The sequence below is a fragment of the Pseudomonas sp. BN515 genome (assembly GCF_029873155.1).
In the GTDB taxonomy this organism is placed as follows: Bacteria; Pseudomonadota; Gammaproteobacteria; order Pseudomonadales; family Pseudomonadaceae; genus Metapseudomonas.
Map to the genome: position 1 here is coordinate 21,251 of NZ_SSOH01000088.1, position 22,927 is coordinate 44,177.

A 22,927-nucleotide genomic window follows, 5' to 3' on the forward strand; every position below is an offset into this window, starting at 1 on the left:
GTTAGAATACCGGCCTGTCACGCCGGGGGTCGCGGGTTCGAGTCCCGTCCGCTGCGCCATATTTCCCATGTTCGAGTTGCTCGGGCATGAGGTGGCAAGGTCCACAGGGCCAGGTCGCCAGACGATGCAAAGGTTTCATCGGACGCAAGTCCAACCGACACGCAGCGGTAGTTCAGTCGGTTAGAATACCGGCCTGTCACGCCGGGGGTCGCGGGTTCGAGTCCCGTCCGCTGCGCCATATAGAGAAGCCCTCAGGTAGCAATACCTGGGGGCTTTTTCTTTTCTCGCTTCCACATTTTTCGATTCTGCTCCGCAGGGGTAATTTTCCGGTCACCTGCAATCGTTACATTCCTGGCACGGGTTTTGTTTCCATGACCTCTGTCGAAACCAGGAGGAGCACGTGATGGACGACTACCAGGAAGAGATTCTCGACTTTCACGCTGGCGAGCAGGACCCGGTAGAACCGGCGGACGACGCCACCGAAATGTGATCAGCCTGCCTGGCGCTGGGCGCGGCGGAACTCGCCTGGAGTGCTGCCGCTCCAGCGCTTGAACGCGCGCTGGAAGGCTTCCGCCGAGGCGAAGCCGAGCAGGTAGGCGATTTCGCCGAAGGCCAGTTCGGTGTCGCGGATGTAGGCCATGGCCAGGTCGCGGCGGGTTTCATTGAGGATGGCACGGTATTGGGTGCCTTCCTCCGCCAGCTTGCGGCGCAAGGTCCAGCTGGGCATCTGCAGGCGCGCCGCCACTTCTTCCAGATCCGGTTCCCGTCCGTGCAGCAGCGGCCCCAGCAACTGGGTGATGCGCTCGCGCAGGCTGCGGGTGCGGGTCAGCTGCAGCAGCTCCCTCTCGCAGATATCCAGCAATTGCCGCCAGGTGCTCGGGCAGTGTTCGCTGCCGCGCAGCGCCAGGGTGTCCTGGGACAGTCGCAGCTGGTTGGCGCTGGCCTCGAACTCCACCGGGCAGCCGAAATGTTCGCTATAGCGCTCGGCGTAGTCAGGTGCCGGGAACTCGATCTCCACCTTCTCGATGCGGATCCCCGCTCCTGCCAGTTGGCTCAGGTGGCTTTGCCAGCCCGCCAATACCGAATCCACGACGAAGCGGTTGTAGGCGTTGTAGGGGCTGATGGAATAGAAGCGCAGCCACGCGCCCTTGGCGTCCTCGTGGAAGCTCGACTGCCCGCGATAGTTACTGGCGTAGAGCAGTTCGTAACGGGCCAGGGCGCGGGCTGCTTCCCGCAGGTTGGGGGCCTGTTCGGCGCAGACGCCCGCGAGCCCGAGCTGGCTGAGGCGGCTGAGGCGGCCCATGGCCAGGCCGAGTGCGGGGTCGCCACAAAGCTGGATGGCGGCATGGCCGAGGCGCATGAAGCGTGGGATCGACAAGCGCCCATGGGGCTCGGCGAAGCGCGCGGCATCCAGACCGAAGCGCTCCAGCAGGTCCGTCGCGCAGTGACCGGCCTGTTCAAGCGCCGCTGCCATGCTGAGTACGGAACTCACGGAGAGGTCGCCCAGCTTCACCCGTTGCGTTTTCACCGGGCACCCAGCCAGGCATTCAGCAGGTGGCTACCCGGCGCCTTGCTGGCCTGCGGGGCGCCGATGGGGGTCAGCACACTGCCGGCCGGTGCATCGTGCAGGGGCCAGAGCCGGCCGCGGAGGAAGAGTGCTTCGCTGGCGCTGGTCTGGCCGTCGCTGAGGGTGACCTCGCTCTGCGGATAGCCCGAAGCCCAACTGCGCGTAATGGTCACCTGGCCGCTGACGGTCTGCAGTTGCTGGCGTGATTCGTTGCGAGTGCTCTCTCGCCAGGGCTGGCTGAAGGGTTCGCCGAGCAGGTCGCCGTCCGGGGAGAAGGCCAGGGCCAGGTTGTAGAGGTCGCCATGGCCGCTGCGCAACTTGCCTTCCTTGAGGTAGGGCGAGGGCAGGAGGATGGAGCCGGCGAGGACGGTGACCCGGTATTCGCCAGCCAGGCGGCTGAACAGCTTCTGGTAATCCCGTGCCATGCGCCGGGCCTTGGCGCGCAGCAGGGCTTCCTCCAGGTCCTGGCCCTGGAGGTACAGGCGGCCCAGCAGGGTCGGGTGACTGAGGGTGAGCAGGCGGCTGCCCTCGGTGAAGGTGCGGGCCTGGTAGAGGTTGTGTTTCTCGTCCCGCAGCAGCAGCCAGGTCCCGATGTGGTCGGGCAGGGCAACCACGGTCCTTTCATTGAGCAGGCCCTGGGCGCGGGCCTGGTCGAGGGCCGCCACGAGCTTCATGCGCAGCAGGTCGGGGTCGCGGTAGTCGCTGGGGTAGAGCTCCGGGCGGATCGCCAGCAGGTTGCCGCTCGCGCTGGCCGCTCCGACGTCGCTGGCCAGGCTTGCGCGCAGATCGGACAGGTAGTGGACGCGCGGGCGTTCGCCGGTCCATACCGCATAGGCGGTCAGGCAGCTCACCAGGATGGCGGCGATCAGGGGCGTCAGCAGTTTGCGCATGGAATGTCCGGGGCTGGGGAATGCCGATCAGGGTAGGGGACGCGCTGCCGGTTGCCAAGGGTCGCTGTCATTTTCGATCAGTAACTTGTCAGTTCCGATCATTGAGCGGGCAGTGGCGGCTCTTTATCGTCTGCCCCACAACCGACTCCGGCCCTCCGAGGCCAGGGGCACTTTCGTGAATAGCACCGCCTGTTGTGGAGGAACCATGACCGCCACCCGTTACCCGCATCTGCTCGCCCCCCTGGACCTGGGCTTCACCACCCTGCGCAACCGCACCCTGATGGGCTCCATGCACACCGGCCTGGAAGAAAAGCCCCATGGCTTCGAGCGCATGGCTGCCTACTTCGCCGAGCGCGCCCGTGGTGGCGTCGGCTTGATGGTGACCGGCGGCATCGGTCCGAACGCTGAAGGTGGCGTCTATGCCGGCGCGGCCAAGCTGACCACCGAGGAAGAGGCCGAGAAGCACAAGATCGTCACCCGCGCGGTGCACGAGGCGGGCGGCAAGATCTGCATGCAGATCCTCCACGCTGGCCGTTACGCCTATAACCCCAAGCAGGTCGCGCCGTCGGCCATCCAGGCGCCGATCAACCCCTTCAAGCCGAACGAGCTGGATGAAGCGGGCATCGAGAAGCAGATCCAGGATTTCGTCACCTGCTCCGTGCTGGCGCAGAAGGCCGAGTACGACGGCGTCGAGATCATGGGTTCCGAGGGTTACTTCATCAATCAGTTCCTCGCCGCTCACACCAATCAGCGTACCGACCGCTGGGGTGGCAGCTACGAGAACCGCATGCGCCTGGCGGTAGAGATCGTCCGCCGCGTGCGTGAGGCCGTTGGCCCGAACTTCATCATCATCTTCCGCCTGTCCATGCTCGACCTGGTGGAAGGCGGCAGCACCTGGGACGAGATCGTCACCCTGGCCAAGGCCATCGAAGCCGCGGGCGCGACCATCATCAACACCGGCATCGGCTGGCACGAAGCGCGCATCCCGACCATCGCCACCAAGGTTCCGCGTGCGGCCTTCACCAAGGTCACCGCCAAGCTCAAGGGCGCGGTGAAGATTCCGCTGATCACTACCAACCGCATCAATACCCCGGAAGTGGCCGAGCAGGTCCTGGCTGAAGGCGACGCCGACATGGTGTCCATGGCCCGTCCGTTCCTCGCCGACCCGGACTTCGTCAACAAGGCTGCTGAAGGCCGCGCCGACGAGATCAACACCTGCATCGGTTGCAACCAGGCCTGCCTGGACCACACCTTCGGCGGCAAGTTGACCAGCTGCCTGGTCAACCCGCGCGCCTGCCATGAAACCGAGCTGAACTACATTCCGGTCACCCAGGCGAAGAAGATCGCCGTGGTCGGCGCTGGCCCGGCCGGCCTGTCCGCTGCCACCGTCGCTGCCGAGCGTGGCCACAGCGTGACCCTTTTCGACGCGGCCGGCGAAATCGGTGGCCAGTTCAACGTGGCCAAGCGCGTGCCGGGCAAGGAAGAGTTCTTCGAAACCCTGCGCTACTTCAAGCGCAAGCTGGAAACCACCGGCGTCGACCTGCGTCTGAACACCCGTGTCTCGGTCGATGACCTGGCCCAGGGCGGCTTCGACGAAATCATCCTCGCCACCGGTATCAGCCCGCGCACTCCGGAAATCCCCGGCATCGAGCATTCGAAGGTGATCAGCTACCTGGACGCCATCCTCGAGCGCAAGCCGGTCGGGCAGAAGGTGGCGGTGATCGGTGCCGGCGGTATCGGCTTCGACGTATCCGAATTCATCACCCACAAGGGTGAATCCACCAGCCTGAGCCGCGAAGCCTTCTGGAAGGAGTGGGGCATCGACGGCGCCCTGGAAGCCCGTGGCGGTATCGCCGGGATCAAGGCCCAGCCCCATGCGCCGGCACGTCAGGTGTTCCTGCTGCAGCGCAAGAAGAGCAAGGTGGGCGACGGCCTCGGCAAGACCACCGGCTGGATCCATCGCACCGGCCTGAAGAACAAGCAGGTGCAGATGCTCAATGCGGTGGAGTACCTCAAGGTAGACGACGCCGGCCTGCACATCCGCGTGGCCGAGGGTGAAGCCCAGGTGCTGCCGGTGGACACCGTGATCGTCTGCGCCGGCCAGGACCCGCTGCGCGAGCTGCACGAAGGCCTGGTGGCAGCCGGCCAGAGCGTGCACCTGATCGGTGGCGCCGATGTGGCCGCCGAACTGGACGCCAAGCGTGCCATCAACCAAGGCTCGCGCCTCGCCGCAGAGCTCTGAGTCGCGCCTCCGGCCCCCAGCCGCCCGGCTTTTTGCCGGGCGGTTTCATTTCCAGTTCCAACCACGTCACACTTTTGCTTTGCCGCTGGTCCGACAGGTTGCGGCGGTAGGGCTCTGCCAACCCAGTCACATTGCTCGACGACTAATATCCCCTAGACTTTTCTAAAGTCCGGATCAGTGTGTGCGGACGAAAGAACCGTGCCACCAAGCCCCCATCAATGTCCGCCGTGATTCACCGCGCAGAGCCAGAGGTAGAGCGATGAGCATGCTGAAGAAACCGCAAACGGTGGAAGCCGTCGTGTTCTTCAACGACCGCGGCATCTGCAAGCAGATGCTCTACTCGGAATTCGAAGCCATCCTCGACGGGGTGGTCGGCCTGCCGGAGTTCGCCGACTGCCAGATGCAACTGGCCTACCTGATGATCAGCCCGCGCCTGCAGGTTCGGGCGGCGGTCTTCTTCTACCTCGACTTCGACGAAGAGGGTCGTGCCGATACCGGCTGGAACCTGCCGCTGCGGCAATTGGCCGAGCGCGCTGGCCGTGGTCCTGATCTTGGCGCCGGTCCCATTCGCCTGGCCTGCCGCAGCCAGTGTCCGGTGTCCTGGCAGCAGATGCACCTGTGGGACCCGAGCCTGAATGCCGATCGCAACGACCTGGCGCTGCTGCGCGACGCCATCAAGCTCAATAACCTCGGTGTGCTGGTGGAAGAAGAGCTGCCCAAGGTGCTGGATGCCGAGAAGCTCCAGGTGGCACCGGAAGACAGCTGGTACGCCCCGCCGGAAATCACCAAGGAGATGGCCGAGCAACTGGCGGAGAAAATGGAAAAGGAGCACCGCCTGAAGACCGCCCAGTTGGTCCGCCAGCAGCGTCTTCGCCTCAGCTCCCTCAGCCAGCAGAACGAAGAAGCCATTGCCCGCGTGCGCCACGACGCCGACCAGAGCCATTCGGCGCTGCAGGAGCAGATCCGCGCGCTGCAGCATGCCTTGCGTGAGCAGGAAGAGGCCAATGCCCGCCTGCGTGCCGAGCTCGACAGCGAGTCGGAGCGCCATCAGGCCAGCCGTGAGGAAATGAACCTGCAATTGCGTGCCCTGGAGCGCCACGGGCGCACCGAGGCCGACATCCTTCGCGCCCAGTTCGAAAGCGAACTGCAAACACGGGTCGCCGCTGCCGTATCCGAGTATCGCGAGCAGCTGGCCATCCGCGATGTCGAGCTGGCCTATCGCGACCAGTTGGACGCCCAGCTCCAGGTCGAGCTCAATCGTCTGCGCCAGGATTGCGAGGCACTGGAGTCCCAATCCGGGCAGCAGATGCTGGAGCGTCTGGCCCAGTTGGGCGTTGTGTTCGTGGTCTACCACCCCGGCGCCGGCCACCTGACCATTCCGCTGGCCGATATCGCCCGATACCAGGACAACCCCCAGGCCTACGCCGCCGCCAAGTGCTTCGTCTCCGAGAACCAGTACCGCCAATGGTTGGCCCACTACCAGCAGCCCACCTGTGAGGCGAGCCTGCCCAGCGGCGAGCGCTGCAGCATGCCGATCGACCGCATCGAAGCTCCCAGTCGCTTCGTCGCCGGCGAATCCAACTGCTGCCCCCGGCATCGCTCGGGAGGGCGCTTGCGCACCGCCGGTTGAGCGGAATCGCACCTGCGCCTGATTTATCCTTGCGCCCCCTCCCTGGACGCCAACGGACTCGACCTTGCCCCTGATCCTGCCTGACTGGAATCCCCGAGCCGCACTCGAGCCCTTGCGCCTGCCCTGGCTGGACGCCGTCGGGCTGGAGCTGGCCGTGCTGCGCCTGGATGCACTGGACCCGCTGGTTTCCGGCAACAAGTGGTTCAAGCTGGCGCCCTGGTTGGCCAGGGCTGGAAATGACGGTGCCGAGGGCGTGATCAGCCTGGGCGGCGCCCACTCCAACCATTTGCACGCGCTGGCCGCCGCTGGTGCGCGTTTCGGTTTTCCCACCGTCGGATTGCTGCGTGGCGAACCCCAGGACACGCCGACCGTGCAGGATCTCCGCCGTTTCGGCATGGAGTTGCACTGGTTGGGCTACGGCGGTTATCGGGCGCGCCACCAGGCTGGTTTCTGGGAACCCTGGCGGCAGCGCTACCCGCGCTACCAGCCAGTGCCCGAAGGCGGGGGCGGCCTGCCGGGCGCCCAGGGCTGCGCCGCTCTGGTGGCGATGATCCGCGAGCAGCTTCCCGCCCTGGGTTGGGAGGATTACCACAGCCTGTGGACCGCTGCCGGCACCGGCACCACCCTGGCCGGGCTGGTGCTGGGCGAGGCGGGCGCCCATCCGGTGATCGGCGCCCTGGCGGTACCGGCGGACCACGGTGTGGCCGAGCAGGTGAGCGCCATCCTCGCCGAGGCCGGCTGCGCCGATGCGGGCTACCGATTGATCGACGCCAGCCGCGGCGGCTTCGCCCGACTGGATGCCGAGCTTGCGCGCTTCCTGCTGGACTGCGAGAGCGACGGCGGAATCGACCTGGAACCCCTCTATACCGCCAAGGCCCTGCTGGCCATCCACGACGAAGCACGCGCCGGCCGAATCCCCTCGGGCAGTCGCCTGGTGCTGCTCCACACCGGCGGCCTGCAAGGGCGCAGGGCCCTGCACGACGAATTGCTGCGACTGGCCGGCTACACTGACCGGGCAGTGGAAGCACAAGGATGACTCCATGAGCGAACCCCTGATTCCCCAGCAACTGCGCAGCCTCATTCCCCTCAATGCCCTGTCCGACCAGCAGTGGCGCGAATTGCGCTCGCAGCTCGTGCCCCAGCCCTTGCTGGCCGGGCAACTGCTGTTCCGGCGTGAAGACCATGCGCGCGTGACCTGGTACTTGCTGTCCGGCGAACTGCTCCTGCGGGACGCCGATGGCGTCGAGACGCGGCTGGAAGCGGGCAGCGAAGCCAGTTGCCATCCCATTTCCCCGACCCTGCCGCGTCTGCACGAAGCCCTGGCGCTTCGCGACTGCTCCCTGCTTGCCATCGACAGCGCCATGCTGGCGCGCCAGCTCACCTGGGGCTCGACCCACCAGGACCTGATGCTGGAACTCAGCCAGGCTGGCGACAGCGAGTGGCTGGAAACCCTGCTCGCCAGCCCATTGCTGGCCAGGGTGCCGCCCGCCAACGTGCGCAGCATGCTGGAGCGCCTGCGGCGGGTGGAGCTGCCAGCAGGCAGTCAGGTAATGGGGGAAGGGGAGACCGGGGACTGTTGCTACTTCCTGCAGTCCGGCCGCGCCGAAGTCATTCGTGGTGCCGGCAGCGAGCAGCAGTTGCTGGCCGAGCTCGAAGTGGGCGCCTGTTTCGGCGAGGAAGCGCTGCTGGGAGACTGCCCGCGCAACGCCAGTGTCACCCTGCTGGAAGACAGTGTGCTGCAAAGGCTGGACCGGGAGGACTTCCTCGAACTGCTCAAGGCTCCGGTAGTGGATGAGGTCAGCTTCGGCGAAGCGGTGCGCATGCTGGGTAGCGGCGGCCAATGGCTGGACGTGCGCCTGCAAGAGGAATACGAGCGCGCCCATGCGCCCCAGGCCCTGAACATGCCCCTGCATCTATTGCGCCTGAAGGCGCGGCTGCTGAACGGCGGCGGGACCTATCTCTGCTATTGCGACAGCGGCAAGCGCAGCGCCAGTGCGGTGTTCATGCTTTCCCAACTGGGCTTTCGCGCCTACGCGCTGCGGGACGGTCTGGACGCCTTGCCGGCCTTGCAGCGGGATGCGCTGATCAGCGAGACCGGCTCTGGCTACCTGGCCCGTTCCGGCGGCCGGATCGAACGCAGCCGCTGATCCCCTTGCGTCGAATAGACAGGTTCATTTCCCACCCCACAACTGGGGATATCCAAGTTCACTGGTGAAGTTTTCCACCGCTAACCTGAAGTTCGCGAAAGTTGATGCCGTCGCCTGGGGCGGCAGTTTCTCCGAAGTTGCGCTGGAAGTTTGCAGCGCATATCCGGCGCCCACTTTCGGGTGACCAGTTTCGGTCTAACTTTCCGACTATCGACTTGATACTGTTGCGCGCCCCCAGCCCCTCTACGACGCTGATGACGCGGATGCCCCATTCCTGCCGGAGTGGCTGGTTTCCGTCGGTGCGGCGCCATCGCCGGGGCCATGGCAGTGCCTTCCGGTAACAGGCCGGAAACTGCAATCCCAATTCTTGTCGCCGCGTTTCCCACTACTTCGTCCGCACTTGGGCAACTTCCCGAGGGGGTCTCCTCGTGGCCGGCGCCCAGGCATTTCTACGGCTGAAACTCACCAGCATAGAAGGGCAATGTCATGCGCATAACAGCCACAAGAGTCGCAGTTTCGCTAATCCTGGGCGTTGGTCTGCAGCCGGTCCGGGCAGCGCTCTACGCGGTGGACCAGAACGCTCCCACCAGTGCCAACGGCTTCTTCGCCGCCTGGTACCAGGACACCCATGGCCGGACCCTGGACCTTTGTCTGTCCAGGGCGAAGAGCTCCAGGGTGCCGGGCAACAACATGTGCACCCTGATTCCCAGCTCCGGCGTGTTCGACGACACCCGGCCCATCAGTTTCCCCGGCAATTTTCCCGACGAGGCCTTCTGGTTCACCGGGGAAACCCTCATCAGTGATGCCGCCAGTGGCATCGACCTGCTCTATGTCTCGGCCCTGGAGGCGGCCTTCAATGGCGAGTTGCCGGCCGAAGGCGACCAGATCAGCTTCGCCCGCATTCGTATCCGCGTGACGGTGCCCAGCTCCGGCACCTATACCGTGACCCACCCATACGGTGTTGACGTGTTTCAGGTGGATGCGCCCGGAACCCGTGCCATCAACATGACCCGTGATATCGGCATCGGCGCGCCTGGGGACTTCAAGGGTGCTCTCAAGGGCGATGTCGGCCCCTTCCTGCGCAGCGTCAATGGCCCCTATCAGGAAGCCAACCCGGATACCGGGCTGGTGGAAACCTTCGTCGGCGACCCGAGCCTGAGCGAGGCGGTAACCGGCAGCCCCTTCGGCACCAACTTCGTGCGTATCGAGGGACCGAACGGGCTGCGGCTGGAAACCCAGCTGTTCAACGTGTCGGGCAAGCTCTCCGGCGTTGAGCTGCCTACGCCCCTGGAGGTGTCGCGCAGCACCTATTCCCGCGGCGAGAACGGGGCAGGGCAGGCGCAACAGGATGTCTTCGTCCTGGCGCCGCCACCCACCGCCACTGCCAGCTTCACCGATGCCGGCGGTACCCCCTCCGCCATGAAAGGCACTGCCCTGGGAGCCTGGTATGGCCAGTCGCCCCGAGATCCCGGCGGTCCTGGCAGCGTGAATGTCACCGCCGACAACTCGGTCGTGGTGCCCGGCAGCCTGGCCACCACCAAGAGCAGCGCACTGGTGGACGTGGTGACCATCAGCCGTGCCGAGTACAGCCTGGCCAGCAACACCCTGACTGTCGAAGCCGCCTCCAGCGACCGCACCGGTCAGCCGGGCCTGGCGGTCGAGGGCGTCGGCGCGCTGGCAGGCGGGCGCCTGCAGCAGGTGGTCATGCCTATTCCCCCGGCACGGGTCACGGTGGTGTCCGCCAACGGCGGTCGTGACACCGAAGAAGTGCGGATCCTTCCCTGAGCGCCAACCCCTGATTGGAGACTGTCATGCACAAGTGGCCAATAGTTCTTGCGATGGTTTTGGGGTTTGGCGCCACGGGCGCGCAGGCCCAGCTCGCTGCTGTCGACCCCGGTCCCTACACCGCGGCGACCGGCGGCTTTCCCCTCTGGTACCAGGATCGGGCCGACTCGGACGCGGCGAAGCTGAAACTGGAGCTGTGCCTGTCCAAGGCAATGAGTTCAAGGGCACCAGGCAGCTACATGTGTACGCTGCTGCCCAACCCCGGCATCTTCGACGACACCAAGCCCATCGCCTTCCCCGGCAACTTCCCGGATGAAAGCTTCTGGATGCTCGCCGAGGCGGAAATCGACGATCCGGGCAACGGCATCGAGCTGGAAACCTATGTCGCCGGTGTCGAGGCGGCCTTCGCCGGAGAGATTCCGCGCCAGGGCGACCAGCAGAGCTTCGCGCGCATCCGGATTCGCGTGACTGCGCCCGTGACGGGGACCTACCGGGTCATCCACCCTTACGGCGTGGAAACTTTCAACGTCACCACAACCGGCCGCCGCGCGATCAATATGACCCGCGACATCGGCATCGGTGCTCCGGGTGACTTTCGTGGCGCCCTGGCCGGCAACGTCGGACCGTACCTGGTGAGCCGCAACGGCCCGTACCGGGAAACCGATCCTCAGACCGGCGTGGTGGAAACCTTCATCGGCGACCCCAACCTCACCGAGCAGGTCACCGGCAGCCCATTCGGCACCAACTACGTACGCATCGAAGGCCCCGGCGGCCGGGTGGCCCAGACCAGCCTGTTCAGCCTGTCCGGCAAGGTCCTGAGCAGCCGCACGGGCACCGCGCTGGAGGTCCCGCGTGCCAGCTACAGCCGCAGCGCCGGGCGCACCTGGATCTCGGTGTTCGGCAATTCCACCGCCGGCGCCAGCCTGTGCTTCCGCGAGTCCATCGACCTGGTGGGCGATCCGCCGTCGCCTTGCCAGTTCCAGATGGCCGGCAGCGGCAGCGGCACCTTCTTCGGCCTGGACAGCAATCCGGCCAGCCTGCCGCCGCAGGTGGTGGTGACCGCCACCGACAGCAGCGGGGTGACCGCGGCCACCACCCTGAGCCAGCCGCTGACGGACCAGGTGGCGATCAGCAGTGCGCGCTATTCAGCGGCCGATCGCACCCTGACCATCGACGCGAGCTCCAGCGATGAGGTGCAGGTGCCTGTGCTGGTTGCAGCGGGATTCGGCGCCCTGACCCGGATCGCCGGCAGCCAGCAGCGCTTGGTCGTGAGCGAGGTGGCCCAGCCGCCGGCCTACGTGACGGTGAAATCCGCTGCGGGGGGTGTCGATACCGAGCCCGTGGTGGTGGTCGGCGCTCCCAGCGGCTCCGCCAACCAGGCCCCGATTGCCGTGGCCGATTCCGCCGGTACCGCCCTGGGCACGCCGGTCAGCATCAATGTGCTGGCCAATGACAGCGATCCCGACGGCAACATGCCCCTGGCTATCGCCAACCTGACCCAGCCGGCATCGGGCAATGGCAGCGTGAGCGCCAATGGCGCTGTGGTGACCTACACGCCGCCGGCCGGGCTGACCAGTCCGCTGACCGCCACCTTCAGCTATCAGGCGCGGGACAGCCTGGGCGCGCTTTCCGCTCCGGCAACCGTGACCGTGACGGTGGCCGGCAACCAGCCGCCCGTGGTGGTAGACGATTCAGCCAGCACTACCGCGCCGAACCCGGTGACCATCAATGTGCTGGCCAACGACAGCGATCCGGAAGGCAGCGCGCTGACCGTCGCCAGTCTGGCCCAGCCGCCAGTCGGGCAGGGCAGCGTCACCAGCAACGGCACCAGCGTTAGCTATACACCGCCGTCTGCCCTGGCCAGCCCACTCAGCACGACCTTCACCTACCGCGCACGTGACAGCCTGGGCAATCTCTCCGGGGTGGCTACCGTCAGTGTGCTGGTGGCGCCGGTGCAGGTGCCGGCGGAAACCCTTGGGATCACCTCGGCCACGGTGCGTGCCACAGGCGGTCTGGGCGGGCTGCTCACGGGCGTCGTCGGCATCCTGATGCCGTCGGTACGGCGTTATGACTGGGACATCAGTGGCACCACGTCGCGACCAGCCGGCAATAGCATCCGTGTGGAAGTGACCAGCAACTCCGGCGTCACCCTGCTGGGAACCGCCACGCCGGCGGCCAACGGCACCTGGCGGGTGACGGTGAGCAACTCCAGCATTGCGCCCGGCAACAATCCCAGTGCGACGGCCCGTTCGGCCTTCGGCACCGTGCGGACCGGTCCGGTGGTTTCGCAGTAGGGGGATCGAACCAGCGCCCGCGGCCTTTCCGGCTGCGGGCGCTGTGCTTTTCGGGGAACGCTTTGCCTGGGGCTGGCCGCTGGCACCCTACAGCGGTGCCAGCGGCCAGCGATCGCTGACCACGAAGGCGCGCTCCGCTTCCTTCCAGCGTCCATCCCCATCAGGTACCAGTCGCACCAGCAGGCGCGCGGGGCTGTCCGCCTCCAACTGTTCGCGCCAGTGTTGGAAGCGCTCCGGGCTCCAGCGATCCTCGGCTTCGCTGACGGCGGGCGCCAGCCAGGATTGCCGGGGCAGGGGCTGCCAGTTGCCGTCTGTTGTCTGCGCGAGAAAATCGTCCAGCTCGTTCTGGCGCAACCATTGCCCGCGCAGGTGGCCAGGGTTGGCGCCTTGTGGTGCCGTGCAGTTCCCCGGCCAGGGGTAGAAGAGATAGCCGCCCAGCCAGAGTTCGGCGCTGGCCGGCTGGGCATCCAGCCGGTCGAGTACCTGGCGGCTTTCCGGGTTGGACGAGAGCGGCAACTGGTGCTGGCTGAGGTGCTCCAGTTTGAGATCGAGACGGTCGTGGCTGCCTGGCCCGAGCCACTCGGAGGCGTTGCTGCCGTCGCCATGGCGCGGTCCCAGGTAGAGCTTGATCGCCAGTTCCAGATGGTGCACGCCCTCGGCGTCACGCAGCAGCAGGTCGAGCTCGCCGAGGGTCTGGCCGGCGATGCGAATCGGCAGGTTGGCCGCCAGCAGCTCCACATCGGGGGCCTGGTTCAGGGCGAATTGCCAGAGACGCTCGTAGTAAAGGCCGAGGCGCCGGCTCGGAGCCTGCGCCAGCCATTGGTCGAGGACGGCGGGTTGCCGGTCGAGGCCGCACAGCCAGTCGGCGAGGCGATCGGGGTGGCTGAACCAGCCGCTGGCGCTGAGGGGATGGCGCTGGCGCCAGGGCGGCTGGCTGAGCAGCGGCGGAGAGAGCAGGGCCCACGCCAGGTCGCGTACACCGCAATGGTGCAGTTGTCGGGGCAGGTCGGTCAGCGATTCGAAGGCGTGCATGCTGCGAGCATAGCCGACGGCGGTTTGCCGCTGTCCGCTGCTATCCCCCATAATTTCGCCATTCCTCACCTTGCCAATGCCGTTCTGGAGTCCCATGGAGCAATTCCGCAATATCGGCATCATCGGTCGCCTGGGTAGTTCCCACGTGCTCGACACCATTCGCCGGCTGAAAAAATTCCTGCTGGACCGCCATCTCCACGTGATTCTCGAAGACACCATCGCCGAAGTGCTGCCAGGTCACGGCCTGCAGACGTCTTCGCGGAAGATCCTTGGTGAGGTGTGCGACCTGGTGATCGTCGTCGGCGGTGACGGCAGCATGCTTGGCGCCGCCCGCGCCCTGGCGCGGCACAACGTGCCGGTGCTGGGGATCAACCGCGGCAGCCTGGGTTTCCTCACCGACATTCGTCCCGACGAATTGGAAGTGAAGGTGGCCGAGGTGCTGGACGGCCGCTACAGCGTCGAGACGCGCTTCCTGCTGGAAGCCGAAGTCCGCCGCCACGGCGAGGCCATCGGCCAGGGCGACGCACTGAACGACGTGGTGCTGCACCCCGGCAAGTCGACGCGGATGATCGAGTTCGAACTGCACATCGACGGCCAGTTCGTCTGCAGCCAGAAGGCCGACGGCCTGATCATCGCCACGCCCACCGGCTCCACCGCCTACGCGCTGTCCGCCGGTGGTCCGATCATGCATCCCAAGCTCGACGCCATCGTGGTCGTGCCCATGTATCCGCACACCCTTTCCAGCCGGCCCATAGTGGTCGACAGCACCAGTGAGCTGAAGATCGTGGTTTCGCCCAATCTGCAGATCTACCCCCTGGTGTCCTGCGACGGCCAGAACCACTTCACCTGCGCCCCGGGCGACACCATCACGGTGGCCAAGAAGCCGCAGAAGCTGCGCCTGATCCACCCGCTGGATCACAACTACTACGAGGTCTGCCGGACCAAGCTGGGCTGGGGCAGCCGACTGGGTGGAGGCGACTGATGAGCCTCGATCCCGCCCGTGGCTATGACCTGATCGGCGACGTCCACGGTTGCGCCCATACCCTGGAGCGTCTGCTTGATCGCCTGGGGTATCGCAAGCAGGGCGACGTCTGGCGGCACCCGCAGCGGATGGCGCTGTTCCTCGGCGACATCATCGACCGCGGCCCGCGCATCCGCGAGGCGTTGCACACGGTTCACGCCATGGTGGAGGCCGGGCAGGCCCTGTGCATCATGGGCAACCATGAATACAACGCACTCGGCTGGAGCACCCCCGCGCCACCGGGCAGCGGCCGGCATTTCGTCCGTGAACACACGCCGCGCCATACCCGGCTGATCAAGGAAACCCTGGAGCAGTTCGAAGGCCACCCGGCGGACTGGCGGGACTTCCTCGGCTGGTTCTACGAATTGCCGCTGTTCCTCGATGGCGGCCGTTTCCGAATGGTCCATGCCTGTTGGGACAGCGCAATGATCGCCGCCCTGCGGGACATGCATCCGGACGGGCGGATCAACGAAGCCTTCGTCAAGGCCGCTACCGACTCCTCCAGCTTCGCCGGCCGCGTGTTCGATCGCCTGCTGCGCGGTACCGACCTGCCGCTGCCCGGTGGCATGACCCTGACCGGCAGCGACGGCTTCACCCGTTCCGTGTTCCGTACCAAGTTCTGGGCGGAGGACCCGCAAACCTACGGCGACGTGGTGTTCCAGCCCGACGCCTTGCCGGATCAGGTCGCCAGCCAGCCCCTGTCCCAGGCGCACAAGTCGCGCCTGCTCAGTTACGGACCGCAGGAGCCCATGCTGTTCGTCGGCCATTACTGGCGACGTGGCCGCCCGGCGCCCATTCGCGGCAACCTGGCCTGCCTGGACTACAGCGCGGTGATGTACGGCAAGCTGGTGGCCTATCGGCTCGACCAGGAAAGCCGGCTGGACCCGGACAAGTTCGTTTGGGTGGAAGTGGAGCGTCCCGAGGTGCCCCAATGAGTGCGGTGGAAGTATTGCGGTTGCCCCTGACGGTCGACCTTTCCGGCTTCATAACCCTGTTGCAACGCCTGGAAGTGCCTTACCGCGTCAGCGAGGAATCCGGCGAGCAGGTGCTCTGGGTGCCTGGAGATCAACTGGCGGAGCAGGTGCGCGGACTCTATGCGCGCTTCCCCGACGGCGATCCGCATTTCCAGCTGCAAGCGGAGGCGCCGAAGGCACCTGAACGGGCAGGATTCTTCGCCCAGCTCATGCATAGCCGCATCACCAGCCTGGTGCTGCTGGTCACCCTGGTAGTTGCTGCGCTGACCAACCTGGGGGACAACTTCTCGGTCATTCGCTGGCTGAGCTTCCAGGACTTCCAGATCGAGGGCGAATACGTCTACTTCTCGCCGCTGGCCGAGGGCCTGGAAGCGGGGCAGTGGTGGCGCCTGGTTTCGCCGATGCTGATCCACTTCGGCATTCTCCATCTGGCGATGAACGGCATGTGGTTCTGGGAGCTGGGCCGGCGCATCGAATCGCGCCAGGGCGGCTTCATGCTGCTGGTGCTGACTCTGGGCTTCAGCCTGGTATCGGACTTCGCCCAGTACTTCAGCAGCGGCGCGACCCTGTTCGGCGGATTGTCCGGCGTGCTCTACGGTCTGCTTGGCCATTGCTGGGTGTTCCAGCGCCTGGCGCCGTGCCCGGCCTACCGGTTGCCGCCGGGTGTGATGGCAATGATGCTGGTCTGGCTGCTGATCTGCCTGTCCGGCCTGATCACCGCCCTGGGCTTTGGCGCCATTGCCAACGGTGCCCATGTCGGTGGCCTGGTTGCCGGCTGCGCCACCGGGCTGCTTGGCGGTGCATTGGCGCGCCTGCGCCGGTAGAATGCGCGCTCCGTCCCACTCCCAGGACCCGAATCGCCCATGTCGTCTTTTGCCCATCTGATCAGCAACATCACCCAGGATGTCTACGAAAGCCTCAAGCTGGCCGTGGAAATCGGCAAGTGGCCGGACGGCCGCAAGCTGACCCAGGAGCAGAAGGAGCTGTCGCTGCAGGCGGTGATCGCCTGGGAGCTGAAGAACCTGCCTGAGGAAGAGCGCACCGGCTACATGGGCCCGCAGGAGTGCAGCTCCAAGTCCGAAACCATCCCCAATATCCTGTTCAAGTCGAATTCGGTTCACTGATGCTGGAATTAGGACGTGGCGCACTCAGCAAGATGTCGGTGCGCCTTGAAACACCCGTGCAATACGGCTTCCGCCTCGGCGAGGCGGATATTGCGGCGAACCCGCTGATCGGCAAGCAGCTGCGCCTCGAGTTCCTCGGGGCCATTCATTGCATCCACTGCGGGCGCAAGACGAAGAAGAGCTTCAGCCAAGGTTACTGCTACCCCTGCTTTACCAAGCTGGCGCAGTGCGACAGCTGCATCGTCAGCCCGGAGAAGTGCCACTATGACCAGGGCACTTGCCGCGAGCCGGAGTGGGGCGAGCGCTTCTGCATGACCGACCATGTGGTCTATCTGGCCAACTCCTCGGGCGTCAAGGTGGGCATTACCCGTGCCAACCAGGTGCCGACCCGCTGGATCGACCAGGGCGCCAGTCAGGCCCTGCCGATCATGCGCGTGGCCACACGTCAGCAGTCCGGCTTCGTCGAAGACCTGCTGCGCAGCCAGGTGGCCGACCGCACCAACTGGCGCGCCATGCTCAAGGGCGAAGCGCCGCCGCTGGATCTCCAGAGCATTCGTGACGAGCTGTTCGACCATTGCGCGGAAGGCATCCGCGCGCTCCAGGACCGTTTCGGCCTCCAGGCCATCCAGCCGGTCGGCGATATCCAGCCCATCGAGATCAGCTATCCGGTGGATGCCTATCCGACCAAGGTCGTCAGCTTCGATCTGGACAAGACGCCGGTGGTGGAGGGTACGCTGCGGGGGATCAAGGGCCAGTACCTGATCCTCGACACCGGCGTGATCAACCTGCGCAAGTTCACGGCCTACCAGTTGGCCATCAGCGCCGCATAACTCCGGGTCCCGGGCGAAGAACGCCTTCGCCCGACGACTGTTCGTGCAGGCCCTTGTCATCAGGTCGGTGGGGTAATAGGCCATACTCCGACCTTGACCCATTCATCCAGAGCGGCCCAGGGTTTCGGGGCCGCCTCGCATTCAAAGAGACGACCATGCGCACCGAGCAACCGAAAGTCATCTACCTCAAGGATTATCAGGCCCCCGAGTACCTGATCGACGAGACCAACCTGACCTTCGAGCTGTACGAGGACCACACCCTGGTCCACGCCCAGTTGGTGATGCGCCGCAACCCCGAACGGGGTGAGGGCCTGCCGCCGCTGGTGCTCGATGGCCAGCAACTGGAGCTGCTGTCCCTGTCCATGGATGATCGCGAGCTGGGCTCCGCCGATTACCAGCTGGAAGACAGTCACCTGACACTGCAACCGGTGGCCGCCAGCTTCACCCTCGACAGCACCGTACGTATCCACCCGGAAACCAACACCGCGCTGGAAGGCCTGTACAAGTCCGGCAAGATGTTCTGCACCCAGTGCGAGGCCGAAGGTTTCCGCAAGATCACCTATTACCTCGACCGCCCGGACGTGATGAGCAAGTTCACCACCACCGTCAGCGCGGAACAGCATCGCTACCCGGTACTGCTGTCCAACGGCAACCCGGTGGCCAGCGGCGCGGAGGAGGGCGGTCGGCACTGGGCGACCTGGGAAGACCCCTTCAAGAAACCCGCTTACCTGTTCGCCCTGGTGGCGGGCGATCTCTGGTGCGTGGAAGACAGCTTCACCACCATGACCCAGCGTGACGTGGCGCTGCGCATCTATGTCGAGCCGGAAAACATCGACAAGGTCCAGCACGCCATGGACAGCCTGAAGAAGTCCATGCGTTGGGACGAGGAAGTCTATGGCCGCGAGTACGACCTGGATATCTTCATGATCGTCGCGGTGAACGACTTCAACATGGGCGCCATGGAGAACAAGGGGCTCAACATCTTCAACTCCAGCTGCGTGCTGGCCAAGGCGGAAACCGCAACCGACGCCGCGCACCAGCGGGTCGAAGCGGTGGTGGCACACGAGTACTTCCACAACTGGTCCGGCAACCGCGTGACCTGCCGCGACTGGTTCCAGCTGTCGCTGAAGGAAGGCTTCACCGTGTTCCGTGATGCGGAATTCTCCGCCGACATGAACTCGCGCACCGTCAAGCGCATCGAGGATGTGGCCTTCCTGCGCACCAACCAGTTCGCCGAGGACGCCGGCCCCATGGCCCACCCGGTGCGTCCGGACTCCTTCATCGAGATTTCCAACTTCTACACCCTGACCGTCTACGAGAAAGGCTCGGAAGTGGTGCGGATGATCCACACCCTGCTGGGCGCCGAGGGCTTCCGCAAAGGCACCGATCTCTACTTCGAACGCCACGACGGTCAGGCCGTGACCTGCGACGACTTCATCAAGGCCATGGAAGATGCCAATGGCGTCGACCTGGCCCAGTTCAAACGCTGGTACAGCCAGTCCGGCACTCCGCGCCTGCAGGTGGAAGACAGCTACGACGCGGCGGCGAAGACCTACAGCCTGACCTTCCGCCAGAGCTGCCCGGCCACTCCGGGCCAGAAGGACAAGCAACCCTTCGTCATTCCCGTGGAGCTGGGCCTGCTGGATGCTGCCGGCAATGACCTGCCGCTGCGCCTCTCAGGCGAAGCCAAGGCGATGGGCGGCAATCGCGTGTTGTCGGTCACCGAGGCCGAGCAGACGTTCACCTTCGTCGATATCGCGGAGCGTCCGCTGCCGTCGCTGCTACGCGGCTTCTCGGCGCCGGTGAAGCTCGCCTTCCCCTACGACCGCGACCAACTGATGTTCCTCATGCAGCACGATTCCGACGGCTTCAATCGCTGGGAAGCCGCGCAGCAGCTGTCGGTGCAGGTGCTGCAGGAGCTGATCGGCCAGCATCAGCGCGGCGAGAAGCTGGTGCTGGACCCGCGCCTGATCACTGCCTTCCGTACCCTGCTGGAAGATGAATCCCTCGATCAGGCGATGGTGGCCGAGATGCTCTCGCTGCCGAGCGAGGCCTATCTCACCGAAATCAGCGAAGTGGCCGATGTGGATGCCATCCACGCCGCCCGCGAGTTTGCTCGCCAGTCCATCGGTGAGGCCCTGTTCCAGCCGTTGCTGGCCCGTTTCCAGGCCAATCGTGCGATCTCCCGTGATACCGGCTACGTGGCGGAGGCCGCTCATATCGCCCGCCGGACCCTGCAGAACATCGCCCTGTCCTACCTGATGCAGAGCGGCAAGGCCGAGGTGCTGGAAGCCTGCCTGGAGCAGTTCAACGGCTGCGACAACATGACCGAACGCCTCTCGGCCCTGGCCGTGCTGGTGAATTCCGGCTTCGAGCAGGAAAAGGCCGATGCGCTGGCGCGTTTCGCCGACTACTTCAAGGACGATCCGCTGGTGATGGATCAGTGGTTCAGCGTCCAGGCCGGTTGCGGCCTGCCGGGCGGCCTGGAGCGCGTCCAGGCGTTGATGGCGCATCCCGCCTTCACCCTGAAGAACCCGAACAAGGTGCGAGCCCTGATCGGCGCCTTCGCCAACCAGAACCTGGTGAACTTCCACCGGGCCGACGGTGCCGGCTACCGATTCCTTGCCGACCATGTGATCACGCTGAACGCGCTCAACCCGCAGATCGCTTCCCGCCAGCTGGCGCCGCTCACGCGCTGGCGCAAGTACGACGCCAGTCGCCAGCAGCTGATGAAGGCTGAGCTGGAGCGCATCCTCGCTTCCGGCGAGCTGTCCAGCGACGTCTTCGAAGTGGTCAGCAAGAGCCTCGCCTGACGCGCTTCCGACAGCCCGTGAAAGCGGGCTGTCATCCTCCTGAAATTCTCCCTTCCTGAAGTGTTACCGGTTAGCTCCGGTAACACTTTTTTGTTACTCAAGGAAATAATTCAGGGCGCGTTTATGCGCAAGCAGTCTGAAAAGGCCATAAATAGCTTGACCAGACAGCTTTTGGTATGAGCGTACATGCCCTGCAAGTGTGATCTTGAGTGACAAATCGAGCCAGATCGTCCGACAAGATCGGACAGAAAAAATGAAATTGATCAATGGATGATCAGTCACTTGTTTGACAGAAATTTGTCGCTTGTCTTGTGGAAGTTTTCTGACGCGCATTTGCGACTTGGCACCATGGTTGCAGAGCCGCTGATGATTCAGCCCTGTTTCGGTGCGTTCCGAGCGGGGTGTGCTCTGCGCTGGGGATTTCCTGCCGAAGCAAGACAAGGCCGCGAAGCGGCTGGACAAACAAGCCCGCCTGACGGGCTGCCAATAACAAAGTGATCAGTCCACGGAGTAAGACTCGATGGAGCTCAAGTCCCGCAAGCCCATGTTGCGTTTCGCACCGGCCAAGGCAGGTTTCGCCTTTGCCGGTATCCTGCCCCTGCTAGTAGCCGCCCAGGCCCAGGCAGTGGAGTTCAGCTTCGCCAACGACGAAATTTCCGGCTCTCTGGATACCACCGTTTCCTACGGCCAGCTGTGGCGCGTACAGGGTCGCGACAAGAACAACGACGACATCAACACCAACGACGGTAACCGCAACTTCGATACCGGCCTGGTCTCCGAGGTCTACAAGATCACTTCCGACCTGGAAGCGACCTACAAGAACTACGGCATGTTCGTTCGTGGCACTGCTTTCTATGACACCCAGATCATGGACAAGCGCAACGACTACCTGGACAACAACAACCCGGTCCAGCCGAGCCAGAACTTCCCGAACGACGACAGCTTCACTTATGAAACCCGCCACAAGGCCGGCCGTGATGCGCAGATCCTCGACGCCTACCTCTATGGCAACTGGGACGTGGCCGACATGCCGGTCACCGGCCGTATCGGCAAGCAGGTGTTCAACTGGGGTGAGGGCATCTTCTACCGCGGTGGCGTAAACACCACCAACCCGGTGGACGCCGCCAAGTTCCGCCTGCCGGGCTCCGAACTGAAAGAAGTGCTGGTGCCGGTGGAAGCCCTGAGCTTCAACGTCGGCCTGACCGAAAACCTGTCGATGGAAACCTTCTACCAGTGGAACTGGAAAGAATCGGCCATCGACCCGGTGGGCACCTACTACTCCGAGACCGACCTGTTCGCTGACGGCGGCAACACTGCCTATTCGACTCAACCGCGTCTGCAGCCCCTGGCCGGTACTTATTCCGCGCTCAGCGGCCTGGGCGTAGGCGGCCTGCAAGGCGGCCGTACCGTCGATGCCAATGGCAATATCAAAGTGGCCTCCATCCGTCCGGACATCAACGCCAAGAACGACGGTCAGTTCGGCGTGGCCCTGCGCTACATCGCCGAAGAACTGAACTCCACCGAATTTGGTTTCTACTTCGTCAACTACCACGCCAAGGAACCGACAATCCAGGCTGACCTGGGCGACTACGAGGGCCTGAATCTGACCCAGATCGCCGGTGCCGTGACCCCTGGAATCCGCAATCAGGTAGCCGCAGCATTCGCCCAGCAACTGGGCTTCCCGGATGGCAACTCCTTCCTCGCCGCTTTGCCGGCTCTGCCGCCTCAGGTGCAGAATCTGTTCGCGCAGACCGTGACCACCAACGTGCAGAATGCTGCGGGCGGTCTGGCCACCATCGACGTGGCCAACCAGGTCAACGCCCGTCGTGAGTACGCCGAAGACATCCGCATGTACGGCTTCAGCTTCAACACCACCGTGGGCGATGCCTCGGTATTCGGTGAACTGGCCTACCGTCCGAACCTGCCGATCGGTATCGCCACCACCAACGACCTGCTGGGCGACCTGTTGCTCCAGGCGCCGCAACTGGCGTCCGGCAGCACCGTCAACATTGGCGGTCAGGACGTGCAACTGGGCGACTCGATTCACAACTCCGAACGCGTAGAAGCCTTCAACACCTCTCTGGGCACCATCTACAACTTCGGTCCGTCGCTGTCCTTCGACTCCCTGATCGGCGTGGCAGAACTGGCGTCCGAGCACCTGCGCGGCAGCGACCTGCAGTACACCGCGTTCAACGGCCAGAAGCGCTACTACTCCGGCCGCGGCAACAACTCCTACGTATCCGGTGGCGATCGCGACGACCAGGTCAACAAGAACGCCTACGGCTACACCCTGCTGGTGTCCGGTACCTGGAACGACGTCTATGCCGGCGTGAACATCTCCCCCTACGCCGTCTACAAGGACGACTTCGAGGGCAACTCCTACCAGACCGGCAGCTTCATCGAAGGTCGCAAGGCCTACACCCTCGGCGTCAAGGCGACCTACCTGAACAGCCTGGAAGCCGAACTGCAGTACACCGAGTTCTACGGCGGCGGCCAGAACAACTCGGTACGCGACCGCGACAACATCGGCTTCAACGTCAAGTACTCCTTCTAAGCACAAGAACAATACGGGCGCCCT

General features: G+C 64.8%; 16 protein-coding genes and 1 tRNA gene. 14 read left to right on the forward strand and 3 right to left on the reverse strand.

All coding sequences use genetic code 11. The features are described 5' to 3' along the window. The first annotated feature begins 161 nt into the window (after positions 1-161). Positions 162-238 (forward strand) — tRNA-Asp (locus E8E91_RS24770). 252 nt (positions 239-490) lie between these two features. Here the strand turns inward: E8E91_RS24770 and E8E91_RS24775 are convergent. After that, positions 491-1,528: an AraC family transcriptional regulator gene (locus tag E8E91_RS24775; protein WP_280379628.1), complete on the reverse strand. Its 1,038-nt coding sequence runs from the start codon at positions 1,526-1,528 to the stop codon at positions 491-493. Beyond that, positions 1,525-2,457 (reverse strand): hydrolase, encoded by a 933-nt coding sequence (locus tag E8E91_RS24780; protein ID WP_280379630.1) that lies wholly within the window; start codon positions 2,455-2,457, stop codon positions 1,525-1,527. Before E8E91_RS24780 ends, E8E91_RS24775 begins: the two co-directional genes overlap by 4 nt. Positions 2,458-2,662: 205 nt before the next feature. On the opposite strand from E8E91_RS24780, the gene E8E91_RS24785 reads away from it, so the two are divergent. From E8E91_RS24785 to E8E91_RS24810, 6 genes are all read left to right on the forward strand, one after another. Further along, positions 2,663-4,699, forward strand: a complete 2,037-nt coding sequence (locus E8E91_RS24785) for an NADPH-dependent 2,4-dienoyl-CoA reductase (RefSeq protein ID WP_280379632.1) — start codon at positions 2,663-2,665, stop codon at positions 4,697-4,699. 259 nt (positions 4,700-4,958) lie between these two features. After that, positions 4,959-6,329 carry a chromosome partitioning protein ParA gene (locus tag E8E91_RS24790; RefSeq protein ID WP_280379634.1) on the forward strand — a complete coding sequence of 457 codons (1,371 nt, stop codon included), beginning with the start codon at positions 4,959-4,961 and terminating at the stop codon, positions 6,327-6,329. Between the two features lie 70 nt (positions 6,330-6,399). Beyond that, the gene (locus E8E91_RS24795; RefSeq protein WP_280379673.1) at positions 6,400-7,365 is read left to right on the forward strand and encodes a pyridoxal-phosphate dependent enzyme; all 966 of its coding nucleotides are present in this window, start codon (positions 6,400-6,402) and stop codon (positions 7,363-7,365) included. A gap of 4 nt (positions 7,366-7,369) precedes the next feature. Next, complete coding sequence (locus E8E91_RS24800; RefSeq protein WP_280379635.1) at positions 7,370-8,476, forward strand: cyclic nucleotide-binding domain-containing protein; 1,107 nt, start codon at positions 7,370-7,372, stop codon at positions 8,474-8,476. Between the two features lie 486 nt (positions 8,477-8,962). Then, positions 8,963-10,261, forward strand: coding sequence for a hypothetical protein (locus tag E8E91_RS24805; RefSeq protein ID WP_280379637.1), 1,299 nt, complete (start codon positions 8,963-8,965; stop codon positions 10,259-10,261). A 26-nt stretch (positions 10,262-10,287) separates the two neighbouring features. Continuing rightward, complete coding sequence (locus E8E91_RS24810; protein WP_280379638.1) at positions 10,288-12,555, forward strand: Ig-like domain-containing protein; 2,268 nt, start codon at positions 10,288-10,290, stop codon at positions 12,553-12,555. 87 nt (positions 12,556-12,642) lie between these two features. Here E8E91_RS24810 and E8E91_RS24815 read toward each other — a convergent pair whose 3' ends face one another. Next, the gene (locus tag E8E91_RS24815) at positions 12,643-13,587 is read right to left on the reverse strand and encodes a DUF1853 family protein (RefSeq protein ID WP_280379675.1); all 945 of its coding nucleotides are present in this window, start codon (positions 13,585-13,587) and stop codon (positions 12,643-12,645) included. 94 nt (positions 13,588-13,681) lie between these two features. On the opposite strand from E8E91_RS24815, the gene E8E91_RS24820 reads away from it, so the two are divergent. From E8E91_RS24820 to E8E91_RS24850, 7 genes are all read left to right on the forward strand, one after another. Beyond that, the gene (locus E8E91_RS24820) at positions 13,682-14,569 is read left to right on the forward strand and encodes an NAD(+) kinase (protein ID WP_044875010.1); all 888 of its coding nucleotides are present in this window, start codon (positions 13,682-13,684) and stop codon (positions 14,567-14,569) included. Further along, positions 14,569-15,543, forward strand: a complete 975-nt coding sequence (locus E8E91_RS24825; protein ID WP_280379640.1) for a metallophosphoesterase — start codon at positions 14,569-14,571, stop codon at positions 15,541-15,543. The genes E8E91_RS24820 and E8E91_RS24825 overlap by 1 nt, the downstream gene beginning before the upstream one ends. Beyond that, positions 15,540-16,406: a rhomboid family intramembrane serine protease gene (locus E8E91_RS24830; RefSeq protein ID WP_280379642.1), complete on the forward strand. Its 867-nt coding sequence runs from the start codon at positions 15,540-15,542 to the stop codon at positions 16,404-16,406. Before E8E91_RS24825 ends, E8E91_RS24830 begins: the two co-directional genes overlap by 4 nt. A gap of 39 nt (positions 16,407-16,445) precedes the next feature. Further along, complete coding sequence (locus tag E8E91_RS24835) at positions 16,446-16,706, forward strand: DUF1315 family protein (protein WP_190828545.1); 261 nt, start codon at positions 16,446-16,448, stop codon at positions 16,704-16,706. Then, positions 16,706-17,536 carry a DUF2797 domain-containing protein gene (locus tag E8E91_RS24840; protein ID WP_280379644.1) on the forward strand — a complete coding sequence of 277 codons (831 nt, stop codon included), beginning with the start codon at positions 16,706-16,708 and terminating at the stop codon, positions 17,534-17,536. The genes E8E91_RS24835 and E8E91_RS24840 overlap by 1 nt, the downstream gene beginning before the upstream one ends. Positions 17,537-17,691: 155 nt before the next feature. Further along, on the forward strand, positions 17,692-20,349 hold the full coding sequence (pepN, locus tag E8E91_RS24845) for an aminopeptidase N (protein WP_280379645.1): 2,658 nt from the start codon (positions 17,692-17,694) through the stop codon (positions 20,347-20,349). Positions 20,350-20,869: 520 nt separating this feature from the next. After that, on the forward strand, positions 20,870-22,903 hold the full coding sequence (locus E8E91_RS24850) for a DUF1302 domain-containing protein (protein WP_280379647.1): 2,034 nt from the start codon (positions 20,870-20,872) through the stop codon (positions 22,901-22,903). Positions 22,904-22,927 lie beyond the last annotated feature (24 nt).